The sequence below is a fragment of the Caballeronia sp. GAWG1-1 genome (genome assembly GCF_023631465.1).
Lineage (GTDB): Bacteria > Pseudomonadota > Gammaproteobacteria > Burkholderiales > Burkholderiaceae > Caballeronia.
This window is the reverse complement of sequence record NZ_JALQDB010000011.1, coordinates 81,506-96,907: the sequence shown is the minus strand read 5'-3', so window position 1 is coordinate 96,907 and position 15,402 is coordinate 81,506. Positions and strand designations below refer to the sequence as shown.

16 protein-coding genes are annotated in these 15,402 nt (G+C 62.2%); 2 read left to right on the top strand and 14 right to left on the bottom strand.

Going from position 1 to position 15,402, the window contains the following annotated elements:
• Window positions 1–82 precede the first annotated feature (82 nt).
• Window positions 83–1,276, top strand: a complete 1,194-nt coding sequence (locus NCT03_RS06860) for a urate hydroxylase PuuD (protein ID WP_244825296.1) — start codon at window positions 83–85, stop codon at window positions 1,274–1,276.
• A gap of 283 nt (window positions 1,277–1,559) precedes the next feature.
• Window positions 1,560–2,321 carry an SDR family oxidoreductase gene (locus tag NCT03_RS06855; protein ID WP_250492324.1) on the top strand — a complete coding sequence of 254 codons (762 nt, stop codon included), beginning with the start codon at window positions 1,560–1,562 and terminating at the stop codon, window positions 2,319–2,321.
• Window positions 2,322–2,411: 90 nt separating this feature from the next.
• Here the strand turns inward: NCT03_RS06855 and ltaE are convergent, their stop codons facing one another.
• From ltaE to nikC, 14 genes are all read right to left on the bottom strand, one after another.
• Window positions 2,412–3,419, bottom strand: a complete 1,008-nt coding sequence (gene ltaE / locus NCT03_RS06850; protein WP_250492323.1) for a low-specificity L-threonine aldolase — start codon at window positions 3,417–3,419, stop codon at window positions 2,412–2,414.
• A gap of 126 nt (window positions 3,420–3,545) precedes the next feature.
• Window positions 3,546–4,046, bottom strand: coding sequence for an ureidoglycolate lyase (locus NCT03_RS06845; protein WP_244828042.1), 501 nt, complete (start codon window positions 4,044–4,046; stop codon window positions 3,546–3,548).
• A complete protein-coding gene (gene alc / locus NCT03_RS06840; RefSeq protein ID WP_244825299.1) occupies window positions 4,046–5,056 on the bottom strand; it encodes an allantoicase in 1,011 nt (336 codons plus the stop codon). The genes NCT03_RS06845 and alc overlap by 1 nt, the downstream gene beginning before the upstream one ends.
• 34 nt (window positions 5,057–5,090) lie before the next feature.
• The gene (gene uraD, locus NCT03_RS06835; RefSeq protein WP_244825300.1) at window positions 5,091–5,612 is read right to left on the bottom strand and encodes a 2-oxo-4-hydroxy-4-carboxy-5-ureidoimidazoline decarboxylase; all 522 of its coding nucleotides are present in this window, start codon (window positions 5,610–5,612) and stop codon (window positions 5,091–5,093) included.
• Window positions 5,609–6,556, bottom strand: a complete 948-nt coding sequence (puuE, locus tag NCT03_RS06830; protein ID WP_250464920.1) for an allantoinase PuuE — start codon at window positions 6,554–6,556, stop codon at window positions 5,609–5,611. The genes uraD and puuE overlap by 4 nt, the downstream gene beginning before the upstream one ends.
• A 146-nt stretch (window positions 6,557–6,702) precedes the next feature.
• Complete coding sequence (locus NCT03_RS06825) at window positions 6,703–7,437, bottom strand: aspartate/glutamate racemase family protein (RefSeq protein ID WP_250492322.1); 735 nt, start codon at window positions 7,435–7,437, stop codon at window positions 6,703–6,705.
• A gap of 433 nt (window positions 7,438–7,870) precedes the next feature.
• Window positions 7,871–9,367, bottom strand: a complete 1,497-nt coding sequence (locus NCT03_RS06820; protein ID WP_244825303.1) for an NCS1 family nucleobase:cation symporter-1 — start codon at window positions 9,365–9,367, stop codon at window positions 7,871–7,873.
• Window positions 9,368–9,658: 291 nt separating this feature from the next.
• Window positions 9,659–10,420 (bottom strand): GntR family transcriptional regulator, encoded by a 762-nt coding sequence (locus NCT03_RS06815; RefSeq protein ID WP_250492321.1) that lies wholly within the window; start codon window positions 10,418–10,420, stop codon window positions 9,659–9,661.
• Window positions 10,421–10,714: 294 nt separating this feature from the next.
• A complete protein-coding gene (gene ldcA, locus NCT03_RS06810; RefSeq protein ID WP_250492320.1) occupies window positions 10,715–11,638 on the bottom strand; it encodes a muramoyltetrapeptide carboxypeptidase in 924 nt (307 codons plus the stop codon).
• Window positions 11,639–11,643: 5 nt separating this feature from the next.
• The gene (tadA, locus tag NCT03_RS06805; protein ID WP_502800359.1) at window positions 11,644–12,249 is read right to left on the bottom strand and encodes a tRNA adenosine(34) deaminase TadA; all 606 of its coding nucleotides are present in this window, start codon (window positions 12,247–12,249) and stop codon (window positions 11,644–11,646) included.
• Entirely contained in the window at window positions 12,246–12,632 is a 387-nt protein-coding gene (locus NCT03_RS06800) for a DnaJ family domain-containing protein (RefSeq protein ID WP_244825306.1), read from the bottom strand. The genes tadA and NCT03_RS06800 overlap by 4 nt, the downstream gene beginning before the upstream one ends.
• Window positions 12,633–12,839: 207 nt before the next feature.
• On the bottom strand, window positions 12,840–13,598 hold the full coding sequence (locus NCT03_RS06795; protein ID WP_250492318.1) for an ABC transporter ATP-binding protein: 759 nt from the start codon (window positions 13,596–13,598) through the stop codon (window positions 12,840–12,842).
• Window positions 13,595–14,461, bottom strand: coding sequence for an ABC transporter ATP-binding protein (locus tag NCT03_RS06790; RefSeq protein ID WP_370652019.1), 867 nt, complete (start codon window positions 14,459–14,461; stop codon window positions 13,595–13,597). The genes NCT03_RS06795 and NCT03_RS06790 overlap by 4 nt, the downstream gene beginning before the upstream one ends.
• Before the next feature lies 1 nt (window position 14,462).
• Window positions 14,463–15,401 (bottom strand): nickel transporter permease, encoded by a 939-nt coding sequence (nikC, locus tag NCT03_RS06785; protein WP_502800356.1) that lies wholly within the window; start codon window positions 15,399–15,401, stop codon window positions 14,463–14,465.
• Between the last annotated feature and the right edge of the window lies 1 nt (window position 15,402).

Here is a 15,402-nt window from a genome sequence, read left to right as displayed (position 1 = left end):
ACAACGGAACACACCAGCACATCGCGTTCGTCCCCAGACACGCTGACGATGTGCGCATAACGATTCGGTAGTGGAGGAGTAAATGGAAGGCTTTGTCACCGACTGGCTCAATCTGGCGTTGCGTTGTCTGCACGTCATCGTCGCGATCGCGTGGATCGGCGAGTCGTTTTACTTCGTGGCGCTCGACAACAGTCTCAAACCGCCGCAAGACCCCAACGCCCGCCGACGCGGCGTGTTCGGCGACTTCTGGCACGTGCACGGCGGCGGTTTCTACCACATGCAGAAGTACTCGGTCGCGCCGCAAGACATGCCGGAGAATCTGCATTGGTCGTTCTGGCCGTCCTACACCACGTGGATGTCCGGCTTCGGCTTGTTCTTCGTCTTGTATCTGCTTTCGCCGAGCACGTATCTCATCGACAAGAACGTGCTCGACATGGGACCGGTCGTGGCAGTCTCGGCCGCGCTCGGTTTCTTGATGGCCGGTTGGATCGTCTATGACACGCTGTGCCGCGTCTTCGGCAACAACGATCGGCTGCTCGGTATCTGCGTCGGCATCTATGTGCTGGTCGCCGCGTTCGTCGCGTGTCACGTGTTCGCGGGGCGCGCCGCGTATCTGATCACGGGTGCGATGCTCGCGACGATCATGTCGGCGAACGTGTTCTTCGTCATCATTCCGGGCCAGCGCAAGATGGTCGCCGCGATGCTCAAGGGCGAAACGCCCAACGCCATTTACGGCAAGCGCGGCAAGCAGCGCTCGGTGCACAACACGTATTTCACGTTGCCCGTGGTGTTCGCGATGCTGTCGAATCACTACGCGATGACCTACACGCACAAGTTCAACTGGGTTCTGCTCGTGCTCATCATGCTGGCGGGCGCGTTGATCCGTCAGTTCTTCGTGATGCGTCACCGTGGTCAGGTGCTCTGGTACATGCCGGTCGCGGGTCTCGTGCTGGTGCTCGGCGCGTTCGCGTGGACCATGCCTTCGCCGACGATTCCCGTGGCGCAAGCCGCAGGCGCACCGACGCTCAAGGTCGCCGATATCCAGCCGATCATCCAGCAGCGTTGCGCGACGTGCCACTCCGCGCATCCGACCATGATGGGCAGCGCGCCCGCCGGCGTCCTGCTCGATACATCGGCGGAGATCAAGCAGAACGCGCAGCGCGTGCATCAGCAGGCGGTGACGCTGAAGGCGATGCCGCTTGGCAACGTCACGCAGATGACGGACGCGGAACGGCAGAAGATCGCCGCGTGGTTCGACGGAGGCGCGGTGCAGTAACGCTATCGCCCCGCTCTTCGTTGTCGAGAGATAGCCCGATCGATTCGCTTCGATCGGGCTATTTGTTTTGGTGACGACTTGCCGCGGGCGCTCGAACATATCCACTCCCCTCGCGCGACCCAAAAAATGCCTTTCATCGAAAGAGTTTTTCTAACTCGGACCGGCATTTAATCTGCTTTGCCATAGCTTCGGCGCGTGGTTAATCTTGCGTCTGTTTTCGCGGTCGCGATCGTGCCGCAATCGTCTTTGGTCCGAGTCCACCACCACTTTGAAGGTTCGCTAAATGGCTGACATCACCCAGGCGCCTGTGATTTTGATTACGGGTGGAAGCCGTGGCGTAGGCGCGGCGACTGCGCGTCTCGCTGCCGCGCAAGGCTACGATGTGGCGATCAGCTTCGTGTCGAACGAATCCGCCGCACTCGCGGTCGCGGCCGATGTCGAAGCGCTCGGCCGCGGAGCGTTGGCCGTGCGCGCCGATAGCGCGGACCCCGAGCAGGTCGCTCGGCTCTTTGCGGCGATCGACCGCGAGTTCGGCCGCATCGATGTGCTGGTCAACAACGCCGCAATGCTCGCGCGCCAGTCGCGCCTGGAAGATCTGGACTTCGAGCGGATGCAGCGCATCTTCGCGGTCAACTCCATCGGCCCTATTCTCTGCGCGCAGCAGGCGGTAAAGCGCATGTCCTACCGGCACAATGGACGCGGCGGCGTGGTGATCAACATCTCGTCGGCTTCGGCCCGGCTCGGCAGCCCGAATGAGTACGTCGACTATGCGGCGTCGAAGGGTGCCATCGAAACCTTCACGACCGGTTTTGCCAAGGAAGTCGCGCGCGATGGCATACGCGTCAACTGCATTCGCCCTGGGCACATTTACACGGACATGCATGCCAGCGGTGGCGAACCAGGACGAGTGGACCGCGTAAAAGACTCGATTCCGATGGGACGCGGCGGTCAGCCCGAAGAGGTCGCGCGGGCGATTCTATGGCTGGCAAGCGCCGAGGCTTCGTTCATCACCGGCACGTTTCTCGATGTCACCGGCGGCAAGTGAGCGATGCTCTTCGTCGCATGCGTGTCGCTAGTCTCACGCGCACCGCGCGGCCGGCGCCTGACCCACTTGCCCCGCCGCGCGATCTCACGCTCAATGCGCCGCGAAGTAATCCTTCACCGCGCCGATGAACGTGTCGATGTCCTCGCGCGACACATCCCGATGCGTCACGAAGCGCGACGCATAGAGCATCTGCGTAAGGATGCCGCGTTCCTTGAGATACGCCTCCAGCGGCGCGCAATGCGCCTCCGGGATGCGTGCGAACACCATGTTCGTGGCATGCGACTGAATGCCGATGCCATCGATCTGCTTCAACCCTTCAGCGAGACGTGCGGCGTTATCGTGATCTTCGGCGAGCGCATCTACATGATGATCGAGCGCATAAAGACATGCCGCCGCGATCACGCCCGCCTGCCGCATGCCGCCGCCCAGCACCTTGCGCCAGCGATGCGCCACTTCGATCAACGCACGGCTTCCCACCAGCACGGAGCCGACCGGCGCGCCGAGTCCCTTCGAGCAGCAGATGGACACGGAATCGAACGGTGCCGCAAGTTCGCCCACCGGCTTGCCCGATGCGACCGCTGCATTGAAGACGCGCGCGCCATCGAGATGCGTGGCGAGTCCGCGTTCGCGCACGAGCCGGGTCGCGGCCAGCACGTATTCCGCCGGCAGCACTTTTCCGCCGATGGTGTTTTCGAGCGCAAAGAGACGCGAGCGAGCGAAGTGATCGTCAATGGGTTTGATCGCGGCGATGATCTTTTCGAGCGGCAACGAACCATCGGACGCGTTCTCGATAGGCTGCGGCTGAATGCTGCCGAGCACGGCCGCGCCACCGCCTTCGTACTTGTACGTGTGCGCCATCTGGCCGACGATGTATTCGTCGCCGCGCGCGCAATGCGCCATCAGCGCGGCGAGGTTGCTTTGCGTGCCGCTGGGAAAGAACAGGCCCGCTTCCTTGCCGGTGCGCTCGGCGAGCGTGGCCTGAAGCTTGAGCACGGTGGGATCGTCGCCCCAGACGTCGTCGCCGGTTTCGGCGGCGGCCATGGCGGCGAGCATCGGCTGGCTCGGACGGGTGACGGTGTCGCTACGTAGATCGATCATGCGTGGTTCTCGCTTTTCGTGCGTGTCGGTGTCGGGGCGTATATCTTAGTCCCGCCGGGCGCCGCGCGAAAAAAAAGACCGGTCAAGGGCACCGGTCTTCTTGCTCCGACTGAACGCATGAATGCGTTACCGCATGGCCTCAGCGGTCAGCCAGAGCGATTCCTTCAGGTCCTGCTCGTTGAGATTGCGCCCTTCCCCGCCGCGATCGACGACGATGAAATCGCTGACCTTGTCGAGCGCGAGCAGCGGATGATGCCAGACGCCCTTCGCATAGTTCACGCCTTGCCAGCCCTTCGTGACGAACGCGCGAATCTTCGATTCGTCCAGTTCGCCCGCCGGCGCGACGACGACGAGATACGTGCGGTCGTCGAGCGGCAGGAATGCCTGGCTGCCCAGCGGATGCCGTTCCATCATCTTCACTTCGAAAGGCAGCGTGCGCGGCTGCCCGCGAAACAGATTGACGAGCGTATGGCCGCCTTCATCCGTCACATCGACGCGGCACAGATCGTGAAACCGGATCGTCGTGCCGAGGTTGATCGGAATCTCTTTCGCGCCATCGAGTTCGATGACATCGCCGAAAGGCTCGAACGCAGCGCGCGTCAACGGTTCGATAGCGAGCTTCTTCATCATGCAAGCGTTCCGAAAAGACGCAGACGCGATACGCCGCCGTCTGGGAAAATATTGAAGCGCACGTGCGTCACGGGGCCGAGCGCCGCGAGTTCCGATTCGAAGAAATGCTGCTTGTCCATCGCAAGCTTTTGCTCGCCGAGAAGGACCGGCCAGAACATCGCTTGCGTGACGAGCGAGCTGTCCGTGCCGCCTTTTACGTTGGCTGCCTGCAGCGAGCAGCGATCCGGAAAATTGCCCTTGAAGTGCGCGGTATCCACTTCGACTTTCTTGATGATGCCAGGCTGCGCCAGCGCGACGATACACCAGTCGTTGCCAGGTTCGCGGCGGCGGCGCGTTTCCCAGCCGTCGCCCATGTTGACGCCGCGGCCGGGCATCAGCAGCGTGGAAGCGAGCCCGAAATGCTGGTTGTTCGTGCCGACGAGATACGCGCCGTTTTCCATCGCGGCTAGATCGAATAACTGATTGCGATCCGCGTTGCGCCAGTCGAGTTGCGGCTGACCATAAACACGCAATCGCGCGATGCCGCCATCCGGGTAGACATTCACGCGCAAATGCGTGAACGGCTGCTCGACGGCCACATCCAGATAGTGATGGCTATTGCCCTGCAAGGTCGTCGACGGCACGATTTCCGTCCATTGGGTCGACTGATTCGGGGCACCGTCCGTGACATGCGCGCCTTCAATCGATGCCGCCGGCGGGAAGTTGCCCGTAAAGTGGCTCGTATCCAGATCGATGCCCTTGATCACGCCCGGACGCGCGAGCTTGACCACGCACCAGTCGTAGCCGGTCGTGCGCTTGCGGCGCGTTTCCCAGCCGTCCATCCACTTGCCGTGATCGTCGAACTTGCCGGGGATGAACACGGCGGGCTCGGGGTTCAGCATGCGTTCTTTCGGCGCGAAGAAATCGTCGCTCGCCTCCAGTGCCTGCGCGCCCAGACGCGGGTCCGCGAGATTCACATAACGGCGCGTGAATTCGGGCGCGTTGGGATCGAGTGTCGGAATTGCCATTGTCTTCGTCCTTGTCTTTACGGTGAAATGCGGATCAGTGCTGGATCAGGTCGTCGAGCCTGAAACGCGCGATCCGGTAAATCTGATCGAGACTCGCGCGAAGCTCCTCGGCGCGCTCATGCTGCACACGCTTTTCGAAGTTCGCGATGATGCCGTGGCGGTCGTAACCCCTCACGGCGAGAATGAACGGAAAGCCGAACTTCTGACCGTACTGCTGGTTCAGCGACTGCAGGCGGTCGAACTCGTCCTGCGTGCAGAGATCGAGGCCCGCGCCGCTTTGCTCGCGCGTGGATTCTGCCGTCAGTTCGCCGCGCACCGCCGCCTTGCCCGCGAGTTCCGGGTGAGCGTTGATGAGCGCAAGTTGCTTCTCCTCACCCGCCGTTTCGACGGCTTGCGACATGGTCGCGTGCAGACTGTCGATGTCCGCGAACGGGCGCTTTGCCGCCGCGATTTCCGCAACCCACGGCGAATGTTCGAAGATGCCTGCGAGCACCGTCACGAAAGTGTCGGCGGGCATGGAGTTGAGTTGGTCGAGTGTGTATTGCATCGCCTTCATGCCGCCGTCCCGTTTGTTTGTTGATGAGGATGATGCTCGCGCCAGTGCTTCGCGATATCGACGCGCCGCGAGACCCACACGCGGTCGTGTTTCTCGATGTGATCGAGAAACTTCTGCAGGCCGCGGAAGCGCCCCGGGCGTCCGAGCAGCCGGCAGTGCATGCCGATGGAAAGCATCTTCGGCGCTTCGTCGCCCTCTTCGTACAGAACGTCGAAGGCATCGCGCAGATACGTGAAAAAGTGTTCGCCCGTATTGAAGCCTTGCGGCGTGGCGAAGCGCATGTCGTTGGTGTCGAGCGTGTACGGCACGATCAGATGCGGCTTCTTCTCGCCGCCCGTGACTTCGACTTCGGTCCAGAACGGGAGGTCGTCGCCGTAATAGTCCGAGTCGTAGAGAAAGCCGCCGTATTCCGCCACCAGCCGATGCGTGTTCGGGCTATCGCGGCCCGTGTACCAGCCGAGCGGACGCACGCCGGTGACACGCTCGATGGCTTCCATGCCGAGGCGCATGTGCTCGGCTTCGCGCTCGGGCGACATGTCCTGATAGTGAATCCAGCGATAGCCGTGGCAGGCGATCTCATGCCCCAGTTCGACGAAAGCCCTGGAAAGCTCCGGATGCCGCTCCATGGCCATGCCGACGCCGAAGATGGTGAGCGGCAACCCGCGCTTTTCGAATTCGCGCAAAATGCGCCACACGCCTGCGCGCGAGCCGTATTCGTAGATCGACTCCATGCTCATGTGACGCGACGGATAAGCTGCCGCGCCCACGATTTCCGACAGAAACTGCTCCGAGCCCGGATCGCCATGCAACACGCAGTTTTCGCCGCCTTCCTCGTAATTGAGCACGAACTGCACGGCGACGCGCGCGCGCCCCGGCCAGTTCGCCTGCACGGGATGGCGGCCGTAGCCAATCAGGTCGCGGGGGTAGTTCGGATCGTGTGACATGGCGAGGGATAGTGTCGATGGGCAAAAAATGCGTCGAATCAACGATTCTGCGGTGTTTCAGTGTAACGAAAAGCCCCGGACGCGCCCATACAGCGGCGCAGATAATCCGGGTCACGGCAGGTGTATGTAGATCGGCGTTTTTGCCATCAGCGCAGGCTGAAATCCGACAGCACGCCGTCGTAGCGCTTGGCGAGCGGGCGGGCGAAGTCGCCGCGTTTGGCCGTATGGAGTTTGAGCGCGACGAGCGCTTCCGCCCATTTCACGGCCGCCGTCACGCCTTCCACGACCGGTGCGCCGATCGCATCCTCGACTTCGCGGCAGAACTCGGCCATGCCCGCGCAGCCGAGAACGATGGCGTCCGAGCCGTCTTCGTCGAGTGCGCGCCGACATTCTTCGATGATCGTCTGGCGCGCGGCCGAACCGGGCTCGTCGAGTTCGAGCACGGCGACATCGGTGGCGCGCACGTTCTTGCAGAAGCGTGTCATGCCGTATCGCTCCGCGAGATGCCAGGCCATGCCGCAGGTGCGCTGCAACGTCGTCACGACCGAGAAGCCCGGTGCGATCACGCTCGCGGCATGCATGGCGGCTTCCGCGATACCGATCACCGGGCCGCGCGCAAGTTCGCGTGCTGCATACAGCGCGGGGTCGCCGAAGCAGGCGATCACATAGCCGTCGATACCCTGCCGCTCACCCGCTTCCACTTCGGCGAGAAGTCCGAGCGAGGCGACGGCTTCGTCGTAATAGCCTTCGATGGAAGGCGGGCCCATCGTCGGACTGACCGCGATGATCTCCGTGCCGGGCGCGGCGACTTCGCGGGCGCAACGGCCCATGGCGTCGGTCATGCGCTGGGTGGTGTTGGGGTTGATCAGTTTGATGCGCATTACGGTTCTCCTTGCTGCTTCTGGCTTGCTGCGGTTCTAAGGCTTTGCATCTTGCATCTTGCATGCCTTCGGATGGGATGCGGTCTTTTGCATGCCATCCGAAGGCGTATGGTCTTTTGCATGCTTCGATTGCTTCGCTCGCGGTTTCGACGCTTTGCATCTCGCGTTTTGCATGCCTTCGGTTGGCATGCGGTATTTGCATGCCGCCCGCTGGCATCCGGCATTTGGTCCTTTAGATACAGTCGGCCGGCGTACAGTCCTCTGCATGCTTCGCTTGCTGCGCTCGCGGTTCTAAGGCTTTGCGTCTTGCGTCCTGCAGGCCTTCGGGTGGCATACGGTCTTTTGCATGCCACCCGCTGACATCTTGTCTTTTGCATGCAGCCGGCCGACATACAGTCATTTGCATGCCAGCCGGCCGACATCGCAATACGCGTCAAACCCGCTTCCGATCTGCCAATACGTAATAAAACACCGCCGCCAATCCCGCGCCGATGAACCACGAAAAGTTCGCGGAGCTTTCCAGCGACGGCAGCATCACACAAAGAATCGCGATCACCGCAGCGGGCAACAACGCCATCACCGCGCGGCGATTCACGCCCTTCGTGTACCAGTATCGACCGCTCTCTGAAGTCGTGTAGAGGTCATCGACCACGAGTTTGCCGCGCTTCATCAAATAGAAATCCACGATCAGGACGCCATATAGCGGCCCGATGAAGCTGCCGAGAATATCCAGCGTGTAATGAATCACGGCCGGATTGTTGAACAGGTTCCAGGGCGTGATGAAAATCGATGCCGTCGCGGCCATCATCCCGCCTGCGCGCCAGCTGATCAGACGCGGCGCCACGTTCGAAAAGTCGAACGCCGGCGACACGAAGTTCGCCACGATATTGATGCCGATGGTCGCAATCGTGAACGTCAGCGCGCCGAGAATCACAGCCGTCGGATGATCGATACGGCCGACCGTTTCCACCGGATCGGTGATCAATTGTCCGAACACCGGCAGCGTCGCGGCAGTCGTGACGACGGTCACGAGCGAGAACGCCAGGAAGTTGACCGGCAAGCCCCAGAAATTGCCGCGCTTCACGCTGCGAAAGCTCTTGCAATAGCGCGAGAAGTCGCCGAAGTTCAGCATCGGACCGGAGAAGTAGGAGACCACCAGGGAGATCGCGGTGATCATCACCGGCACCACTTCCATGCCGTGATACTTCACGCCGCCCAGATTCAGCCCAATGTTCTGAATGCCCGCACGCCACACCATGTAGCCCGCAAGAATAAACATCACGACATACACAGCTGGACCGGCGAAGTCGATGAACTTCTTGATCATCTCCATGCCGCGCCAGAACACGATGGCCTGCAGCACCCACAGCAACATGAAGCCCGCCCAGCCGAGCGCGGACAGCCCGACGAAGCCATACCGATGCACATCCGCGTAAGGCATGAGCGAGGGCACGAATTTCAGCACGACGATAACCAGCGCGCTCGATGCCAGATAAGTTTGGATGCCGTACCACGCCACCGCGATCAGCCCGCGAATGACCGCCGGAATATTCGCGCCGAGCACGCCGAAGGTCGCGCGGCACGCAACCGGATACGGCACGCCCGCGACCTGACTCGGTTTCGCGATGAGATTGCACAACACGTTGACGAGCCCGATGCCGATCAACAACGACACGAGCACTTGCCAGCTCGTGAGGCCGAGCGCGAACAGACTGCCCGCGAAAACATAACCGCCGACGCTATGCACGTCCGACATCCAGAACGCGAAGATGTTGTACGCGCCCCAGGTCTGATTTTTTAGCGGAGCGAGGTCTTCGTTATAGAGCCGGTCGCTATAACCGGCAGGCATACCAGAATGGTCGCCGTCTCCTTGAAACTCGCTTTCGTACGGCGGCAGAGCTGAGCTGCCGGATGCACTGAACTGGCCCATGACGTCTCCTTCGATAGGCTGCTTGCGTGATGAAAAAAGGCAAATGCTCGTGCGTGACTGGGATCAGTCGGATACCTTCGCCGGCCTTCGGATTTCACTCGGGCTCTGACGCGGTACTCTTGGGTTTGCTGGTTCGCCGGGAGCGTGATGACAAAAACGCGCGGGCACTTGCCTTCGCGCCTGCCGCCACGGCGATTTTCATTGCGCGCTCGTCTATTTCACGAGCGGTCATTCAGTGCAGCATGACGCGCGTTGGATGGCGCGCGCATTGCAGACTTAAGGCGTTGCTTGCTACCGGTCGACCGGGTCGACGGGGTCGAGAATCGACGCGCTTTCGGCCGGCCGCGCAAAGACTTCTTTCAGATCGACCGCGCCGCGCGCTGGCCGCTCCAACATTTTCAATTCGACATCGCGCAGATGCTGCGCCATCAGATTCGCGGCATTCGCGGCATCGCCGGCGTCGAGTGCGGCGAGAATCGCTTCGTGATCTTCGAACGAGCAAGAACTCCTGCCGAGCGATTCATACAGCGCCGAGATCAGCGTCGAGCGTGCAACGAGTCCGGACAGACATTCGCACAGCACGGTGTTGCCGGTGAGTGCGGCGAGCTCCGTGTGAAACTCGCCGGAAAGGCGAATCCACTGCGAAAAGTCCCGGCTCTCGAACGCACGCCGCTCCCGCCCGATAGTCGTGCTGATCGACTTGAGCCGACGCATGCCGTGCCCCTTGCCGATGCGCTCCACCACCGCCAGTTCGATGATGCGTCGCATCTCGAACACCTCATGCACTTCCTGCAGCGACGGACTCGCGACGAAGGCGCCGCGGTTCGGCTCCAGATCGACCAGTCGCTCGTTCGCCAGTTGCGCGAGCGCCTGACGTACCGTGCCGCGTTTCACATCGAACACTTCGCATAACTGCGCTTCGGTCAGCTTGGCCCCAGGCGCAAGCCGATGCTCGAGGATCGCGGCGCGGATGTTCTCGGCGATCGACTCGGCATTCGCTCCGCCATTCAGGCTCGAAGCGATCGATGCTGCACTCGGTTTGGGTTCGGACATGATGTGCTCGCTTGCATGTTGACCATCTTAGAATCGACATAAAGATTGTCAACAATTTGTTGTAAAAAGCCGCGATGAATCGGGCGTACAGGGACGACCCATTGTTCGCACAGCCGTTTCCCACGGGCCTGAGCGAGGATTCATCGACGTTTTGTCAGCATTGTTCGCACTTTTTTGTCGACAATTGAGCAAAGGAAGTGAGCCGATATCAACTCGCGTGGAAATATAGAAGAGACAGTTAGTTGCGATATGCGTATAAAGAAAGGCGCTATGACAAGCGCCCTCGTTCCCCGATCAAACCAGATGCGGATAATCGGACATCGTCAACTTGAACCCGCGCTCGTTCGATACGAGATGCGCCGACGCGCCGAACGGCAACGTAAGCAGGTTATCGACGTGTCCGAACTGCAAGCCGGTGACGACGGGAATTCCCGTTACTGCTCTCACCTGATCGATCATCGCGTCGAGTGAATAGCCGTTGTCGTATTCGGACAAGCGTCCGCCCGAGAACTCGCCCATCACGATAGCCTGCTGCCGCCCAAGCACGCCCGACTGATGCAGCTGATAAATCATCCGTTCAATGCGAAACGGATGCTCGTTCACATCCTCGATGAACAGAATGCCGTCCTCGACCGGCGGCAGATACGGCGTGCCGACCAGCGACGCAAGTATGGCCAGATTGCCGCCCCACAACATGCCGCTCACATCGACGGATTGATGCTGCGGCTCATGACTCGTCACGGTCAGCGTGGGATGCGAGATCGCCTGCCAGAAGTGCGTCATCGTGAAAATGCTCAGATGCTCCGCGCCGAAGTCGCCCGCGAACATGGGGCCGCCGAAGGTCTTGACGCCCGCTTGCGCAAAAAGCGCGCATTGGATGGCGGTGAAATCGCTATGGCCGACGAGCGCGACAGGTTGATCGCGCAGCCTGTCGCGCAAGCCGTCGTAATCGAGACCATGAAGAATGCGCGACGCGCCATAGCCGCCGCGCACGGCGAGCACCACGTCCGGCAAACGACGCGACGGATTGGCGAGCCGGTTCAAATCGGCCGCGCGCTCGCTGTCGGTGCCGCCAAAACGCTGGAAACGGCGCCGCGTGGCATCGACGTTTTCGAGCTTGTGCCCTTGAGCTTTCAACCTGCCGATGCCGCGCTCGACAGCCGCCGGATCGTTCGGATAGCCCGAAGGCGCGATCAGATCGATGGTGCGTGATTTCACGTTTATCAGTTCGTTTTGTTGAAGGAAACGGCGAACTCGCCGCCCTGCCCGGCTTCGCGCGCGCGCCGCAAATCGCGTTCTTCGCGCGCCAGACGCCTTCGTTCCGCAAAGAAGTTCTTGAGCGACCGGCCGCATTCGTCCGCAAGCACGCCGCCTGTCACGCTGGTGTGATGATTGAGCCGCTCGTTGGCGAACACGTCGACCACGCTGCCGCATGCGCCCGTTTTCGGATCGGCCGCGCCGAACACCACGCGCGCGATCCGAGCATGCATGATTGCGCCCGCGCACATGAGGCACGGCTCGAGCGTGACATAAAGCTCGCAGCCCGGCAGCCGGTAGTTTTCGAGCGATTGCGCCGCCGCGCGCAAAGCGGCCATTTCGGCGTGCGCGGACGGGTCGTGTCCGCCAATGGGATGATTGAAGCCCGTCGCGATGACTTCACCACCACGAACGATCACCGCACCCACGGGCACTTCGCCCGCGCGGCGCGCTTCGTCGGCGGCTTGTTGCGCGAGCGCCATGAAGCGGCGATCGCGTTCGTCGGAGGAATCGACGGATGCGGTGGAAAAGGAAGCGTCGGAAAGGTCGGGAAGATCGGGCGACAAGATCAGCCCATCTCGCTGCGGCCCTGAGCGCGCTCGGACAGCCGCTCGGCAATGCGCCGCCTGTATTCATGCGGCACGCAACCGCCGCCGCGCAAGGATTCGAGCGCCATGTCGAGCGCGAGCATCTTCACCTGAATACGGCAGCGCGCGGCCGGGTCGGTCACGCGGTCCAGCTCGTCCTGAAGCCCGCGCAATGCGCGCAGCTGTTCGACGGCTGGCGGGACGAAACCCGCGTTCTTGAGAATACGATTGGCGACGCGCACTTCCTCCGGCACGAGGAGATCGTCGTCCAAGGCGAGGGGCGCGCCTGCGCCGGGAAGATCGTTGAATTCGCCGCGCGAGGCGGCTTCGTTGATCCGCTGTTCGACCAAAGCATCTAGCAATTTCATCGGGGGATTCGACCGGCTCTCACTGGTTGGCGGGCGCGGTCTGTCGCGATTTCCGTGGGTTAGCCTGAAGTCGGATGGCAGCCGGAAATACCACGCTTGAAGCGCTGTTCGGCAGATCCCGACAATCCAATTCCTATTCTAACAGCGGCTGGCACGCTGTTTTCATCGCGCGGCCAGAGCGCGATCGGGCTGCATTGTATACCGGCTTTATGCGTTATTTTCGCCACATTCGATGGCGTCGTTTCGACGAATGTGCTTGCGCGTATAGCCTTCGGTCGCCCGCATGAGGCTGCGCGTGTATTCGTGCTTCACGTCGCGCGCGCGGACGGCTTCCACATCGAGTTGCTCGACGATCTCGCCATTTTTCATGACCGCGACGCGCTGACACAGAAAACCGACCACGGCGAGGTTGTGACTCACGAGCATCATCGTGAGCTTGCGCTCCGTGTGCAAGCGACGCAGCAAGTTGAGGATTTCGGCTTGCACGGAGACATCCAGCGCGGACGTCGGTTCATCGAGCAAGAGCACGCGCGGACCCACGATCAACGCGCGCGCAATCGACACGCGCTGCCGCTGCCCGCCCGACAATTGATGCGGATACCGAAATCTGAACGCCGGTCCGAGCCCGACCTCGGCGAGCGCGGCCAAAATGCGCGCGTCTTCATCGCCGATACCGTTGATCGCGAGCGGCTCGCGCAAGGTCTTGTCGACCGTGAAGCGCGGATGCAGCGCCGCGTACGGATCCTGAAACACCATCTGCGGACGGCTATCGCTGACTCGCAGGCTTCCGCTCGACAGTGGCACGAGGCCGGCAAGTGCGCGCAGCAAGGTCGACTTGCCGCTGCCCGATTCGCCGACGAGCCCGAACACCTCGCCCTCCTCCACGCGAAAAGTCACGTCGCGCACGGCATCGACGTGACCGGTCTTCGTGCGGAAACGAATGCTCGCGCGGTCGATATCGATCATCGTGCGCTGTCTCCTTCGAACGATTCCGTGAGCCACGCCGGATCGCGCCGCAAGGTCGGCAACTCGGCGGGTGGATCGACGAGCGGCGGATTGGCCGCCAGCAAGCCGCGCGTGTACGGATGCTTTGCGTGCGCGAGATCCGCCGCCGCGCATGTCTCGACGATCCGCCCGCCGTACATCACTGCCACGCGGTCGCAAAACGACATCACGAGCGGCAGGTCGTGGCTGATAAAGACGAGTCCTGTGTCGTGACGCTCGATCATCTCGTCGAGCACGGCAAGCACTTGCATGGAGACGAGCACGTCGAGCGCGCTGGTGGGTTCGTCGGCGATCAAGAGGCGCGGGCCGGCGAAGACCATCATCGCGATCATCACGCGCTGGCCCATGCCGCCCGACAGCTCTTGCGGATACGCATCCGCCACGCGCTCCGGATCGCGGATATGCACCGCCGACAACGCCTCGACGATACGCGCGCGCATGGCCTTGCGGCCGAGGCGTTCGCCTTGCCGCGCGAAGGTTTCGCGCATTTGTTGCGCGACGGTCATGACCGGGTTCAACGAGAATTTCGGGTCTTGCAGAATCATGCTCATCTGCGTGCCGCATAAACGCCGGCGCTCGTTCGGCTTCATCGCGAGCAAGTCCTGGCCGTCGAAACGCAGGGCTTTCGCGGACCACTTCGCCCCTTGCGGCAAGAGACCGAGCAGCGCGCGGCCGGTAAGCGACTTGCCCGAACCGGATTCCCCGACGATACCCAACCGTTCGCCGCGCTCGACCGACAACGAGACGCCGCGCACGGCGGGCATTGGCACGCCGTCGTGGCTGGCGAAAGAAATATCGAGTCCATCGATCTCGCACAAGGACATGTCAGCCTCCGTGACGGGGATCGAAGACATCGCGCAAACCGTCGCCGAGCAGATTGAACGCAAGGCTCACGGCGAGAATGGCGAGGCCGGGAATAGTTGCGACCCACCATGCATCGAGCAGCACATTGCGGCCAGAGGCAACCATGTAACCCCATTCGGGACTCGGCGGCTGCGCGCCCAGCCCCAGAAATCCGAGCCCCGCGACGGCGAGGATGATGCCCGCCATGTCGAGCGTCGCGCGCACGATCACCGACGACGAACACAGCGGCACGATATAGCGCAACAGAATGCGCGCGGGCGACGCGCCCTGCAGACGCGCCGCGTGGATGAAGTCGGCCTGCGCGAGCCGCAGCGATTCGGCACGCGCGAGCCGCGCATACGGCGGCCACGCCGTGATCGAAATGGCGATGACCGCGTTGAGCACGCCCGGCCCGAGCGCGGCCGCGAACGCGAGCGCGAGCACGATCTTCGGAAACGCGAGCGCGACATCGGTAATGCGCATGAGCACGGTATCGACGAAACCGCCGCAATAACCCGCCACCGTGCCCATGAGCAAACCCACGGGCACGACGAGCACCACGACCAGCATGGCGATACTCAACGTGAGCCGCGAGCCGTGCACGAGCCTCGACAGGATGTCGCGGCCGAGTTGATCGGTGCCGAACCAGTGCGCGGCGTTGGGCGGCGTAAGGCGTTCGGCGAGCACCTGCTGCAACGGGTCGCGCGTGACGACGAGCGGCCCGAAGATCGCCACCACGACGAGCAGCACGAGTATTGCCAGACCGAACATGCTGAGCGGATTCGCCGAGAACGCGCGCCAGCGCCGATAAGCGCGCCCGAGCGCCGCCTGACGCGGCGACGCGGGCGTGTCGGTGAGCAACCACGCGCGCCAGTGCACCCGCGCGGGTTTCATCGGCGTGCGCTCGACGGGCGAATGCATC

What these genes read in the sequence shown, in the direction of transcription:
- NCT03_RS06795 (WP_250492318.1), bottom strand. Translation starts at nt 13,598, where the DNA reads ATGATCGATATCGACCGCGCGAGCATTCGTTTCCGCACGAAGACCGGT.
- NCT03_RS06820 (WP_244825303.1), bottom strand. Translation starts at nt 9,367, where the DNA reads ATGGGCCAGTTCAGTGCATCCGGCAGCTCAGCTCTGCCGCCGTACGAA.
- nikC (WP_502800356.1), bottom strand. Translation starts at nt 15,401, where the DNA reads ATGCATTCGCCCGTCGAGCGCACGCCGATGAAACCCGCGCGGGTGCAC.
- NCT03_RS06825 (WP_250492322.1), bottom strand. Translation starts at nt 7,437, where the DNA reads ATGCGCATCAAACTGATCAACCCCAACACCACCCAGCGCATGACCGAC.
- puuE (WP_250464920.1), bottom strand. Translation starts at nt 6,556, where the DNA reads ATGTCACACGATCCGAACTACCCCCGCGACCTGATTGGCTACGGCCGC.
- NCT03_RS06845 (WP_244828042.1), bottom strand. Translation starts at nt 4,046, where the DNA reads ATGAAGAAGCTCGCTATCGAACCGTTGACGCGCGCTGCGTTCGAGCCT.
- ltaE (WP_250492323.1), bottom strand. Translation starts at nt 3,419, where the DNA reads ATGATCGATCTACGTAGCGACACCGTCACCCGTCCGAGCCAGCCGATG.
- NCT03_RS06800 (WP_244825306.1), bottom strand. Translation starts at nt 12,632, where the DNA reads ATGAAATTGCTAGATGCTTTGGTCGAACAGCGGATCAACGAAGCCGCC.
- NCT03_RS06815 (WP_250492321.1), bottom strand. Translation starts at nt 10,420, where the DNA reads ATGTCCGAACCCAAACCGAGTGCAGCATCGATCGCTTCGAGCCTGAAT.
- alc (WP_244825299.1), bottom strand. Translation starts at nt 5,056, where the DNA reads ATGGCAATTCCGACACTCGATCCCAACGCGCCCGAATTCACGCGCCGT.
- uraD (WP_244825300.1), bottom strand. Translation starts at nt 5,612, where the DNA reads ATGAAGGCGATGCAATACACACTCGACCAACTCAACTCCATGCCCGCC.
- NCT03_RS06790 (WP_370652019.1), bottom strand. Translation starts at nt 14,461, where the DNA reads ATGTCCTTGTGCGAGATCGATGGACTCGATATTTCTTTCGCCAGCCAC.
- NCT03_RS06860 (WP_244825296.1), top strand. Translation starts at nt 83, where the DNA reads ATGGAAGGCTTTGTCACCGACTGGCTCAATCTGGCGTTGCGTTGTCTG.
- NCT03_RS06855 (WP_250492324.1), top strand. Translation starts at nt 1,560, where the DNA reads ATGGCTGACATCACCCAGGCGCCTGTGATTTTGATTACGGGTGGAAGC.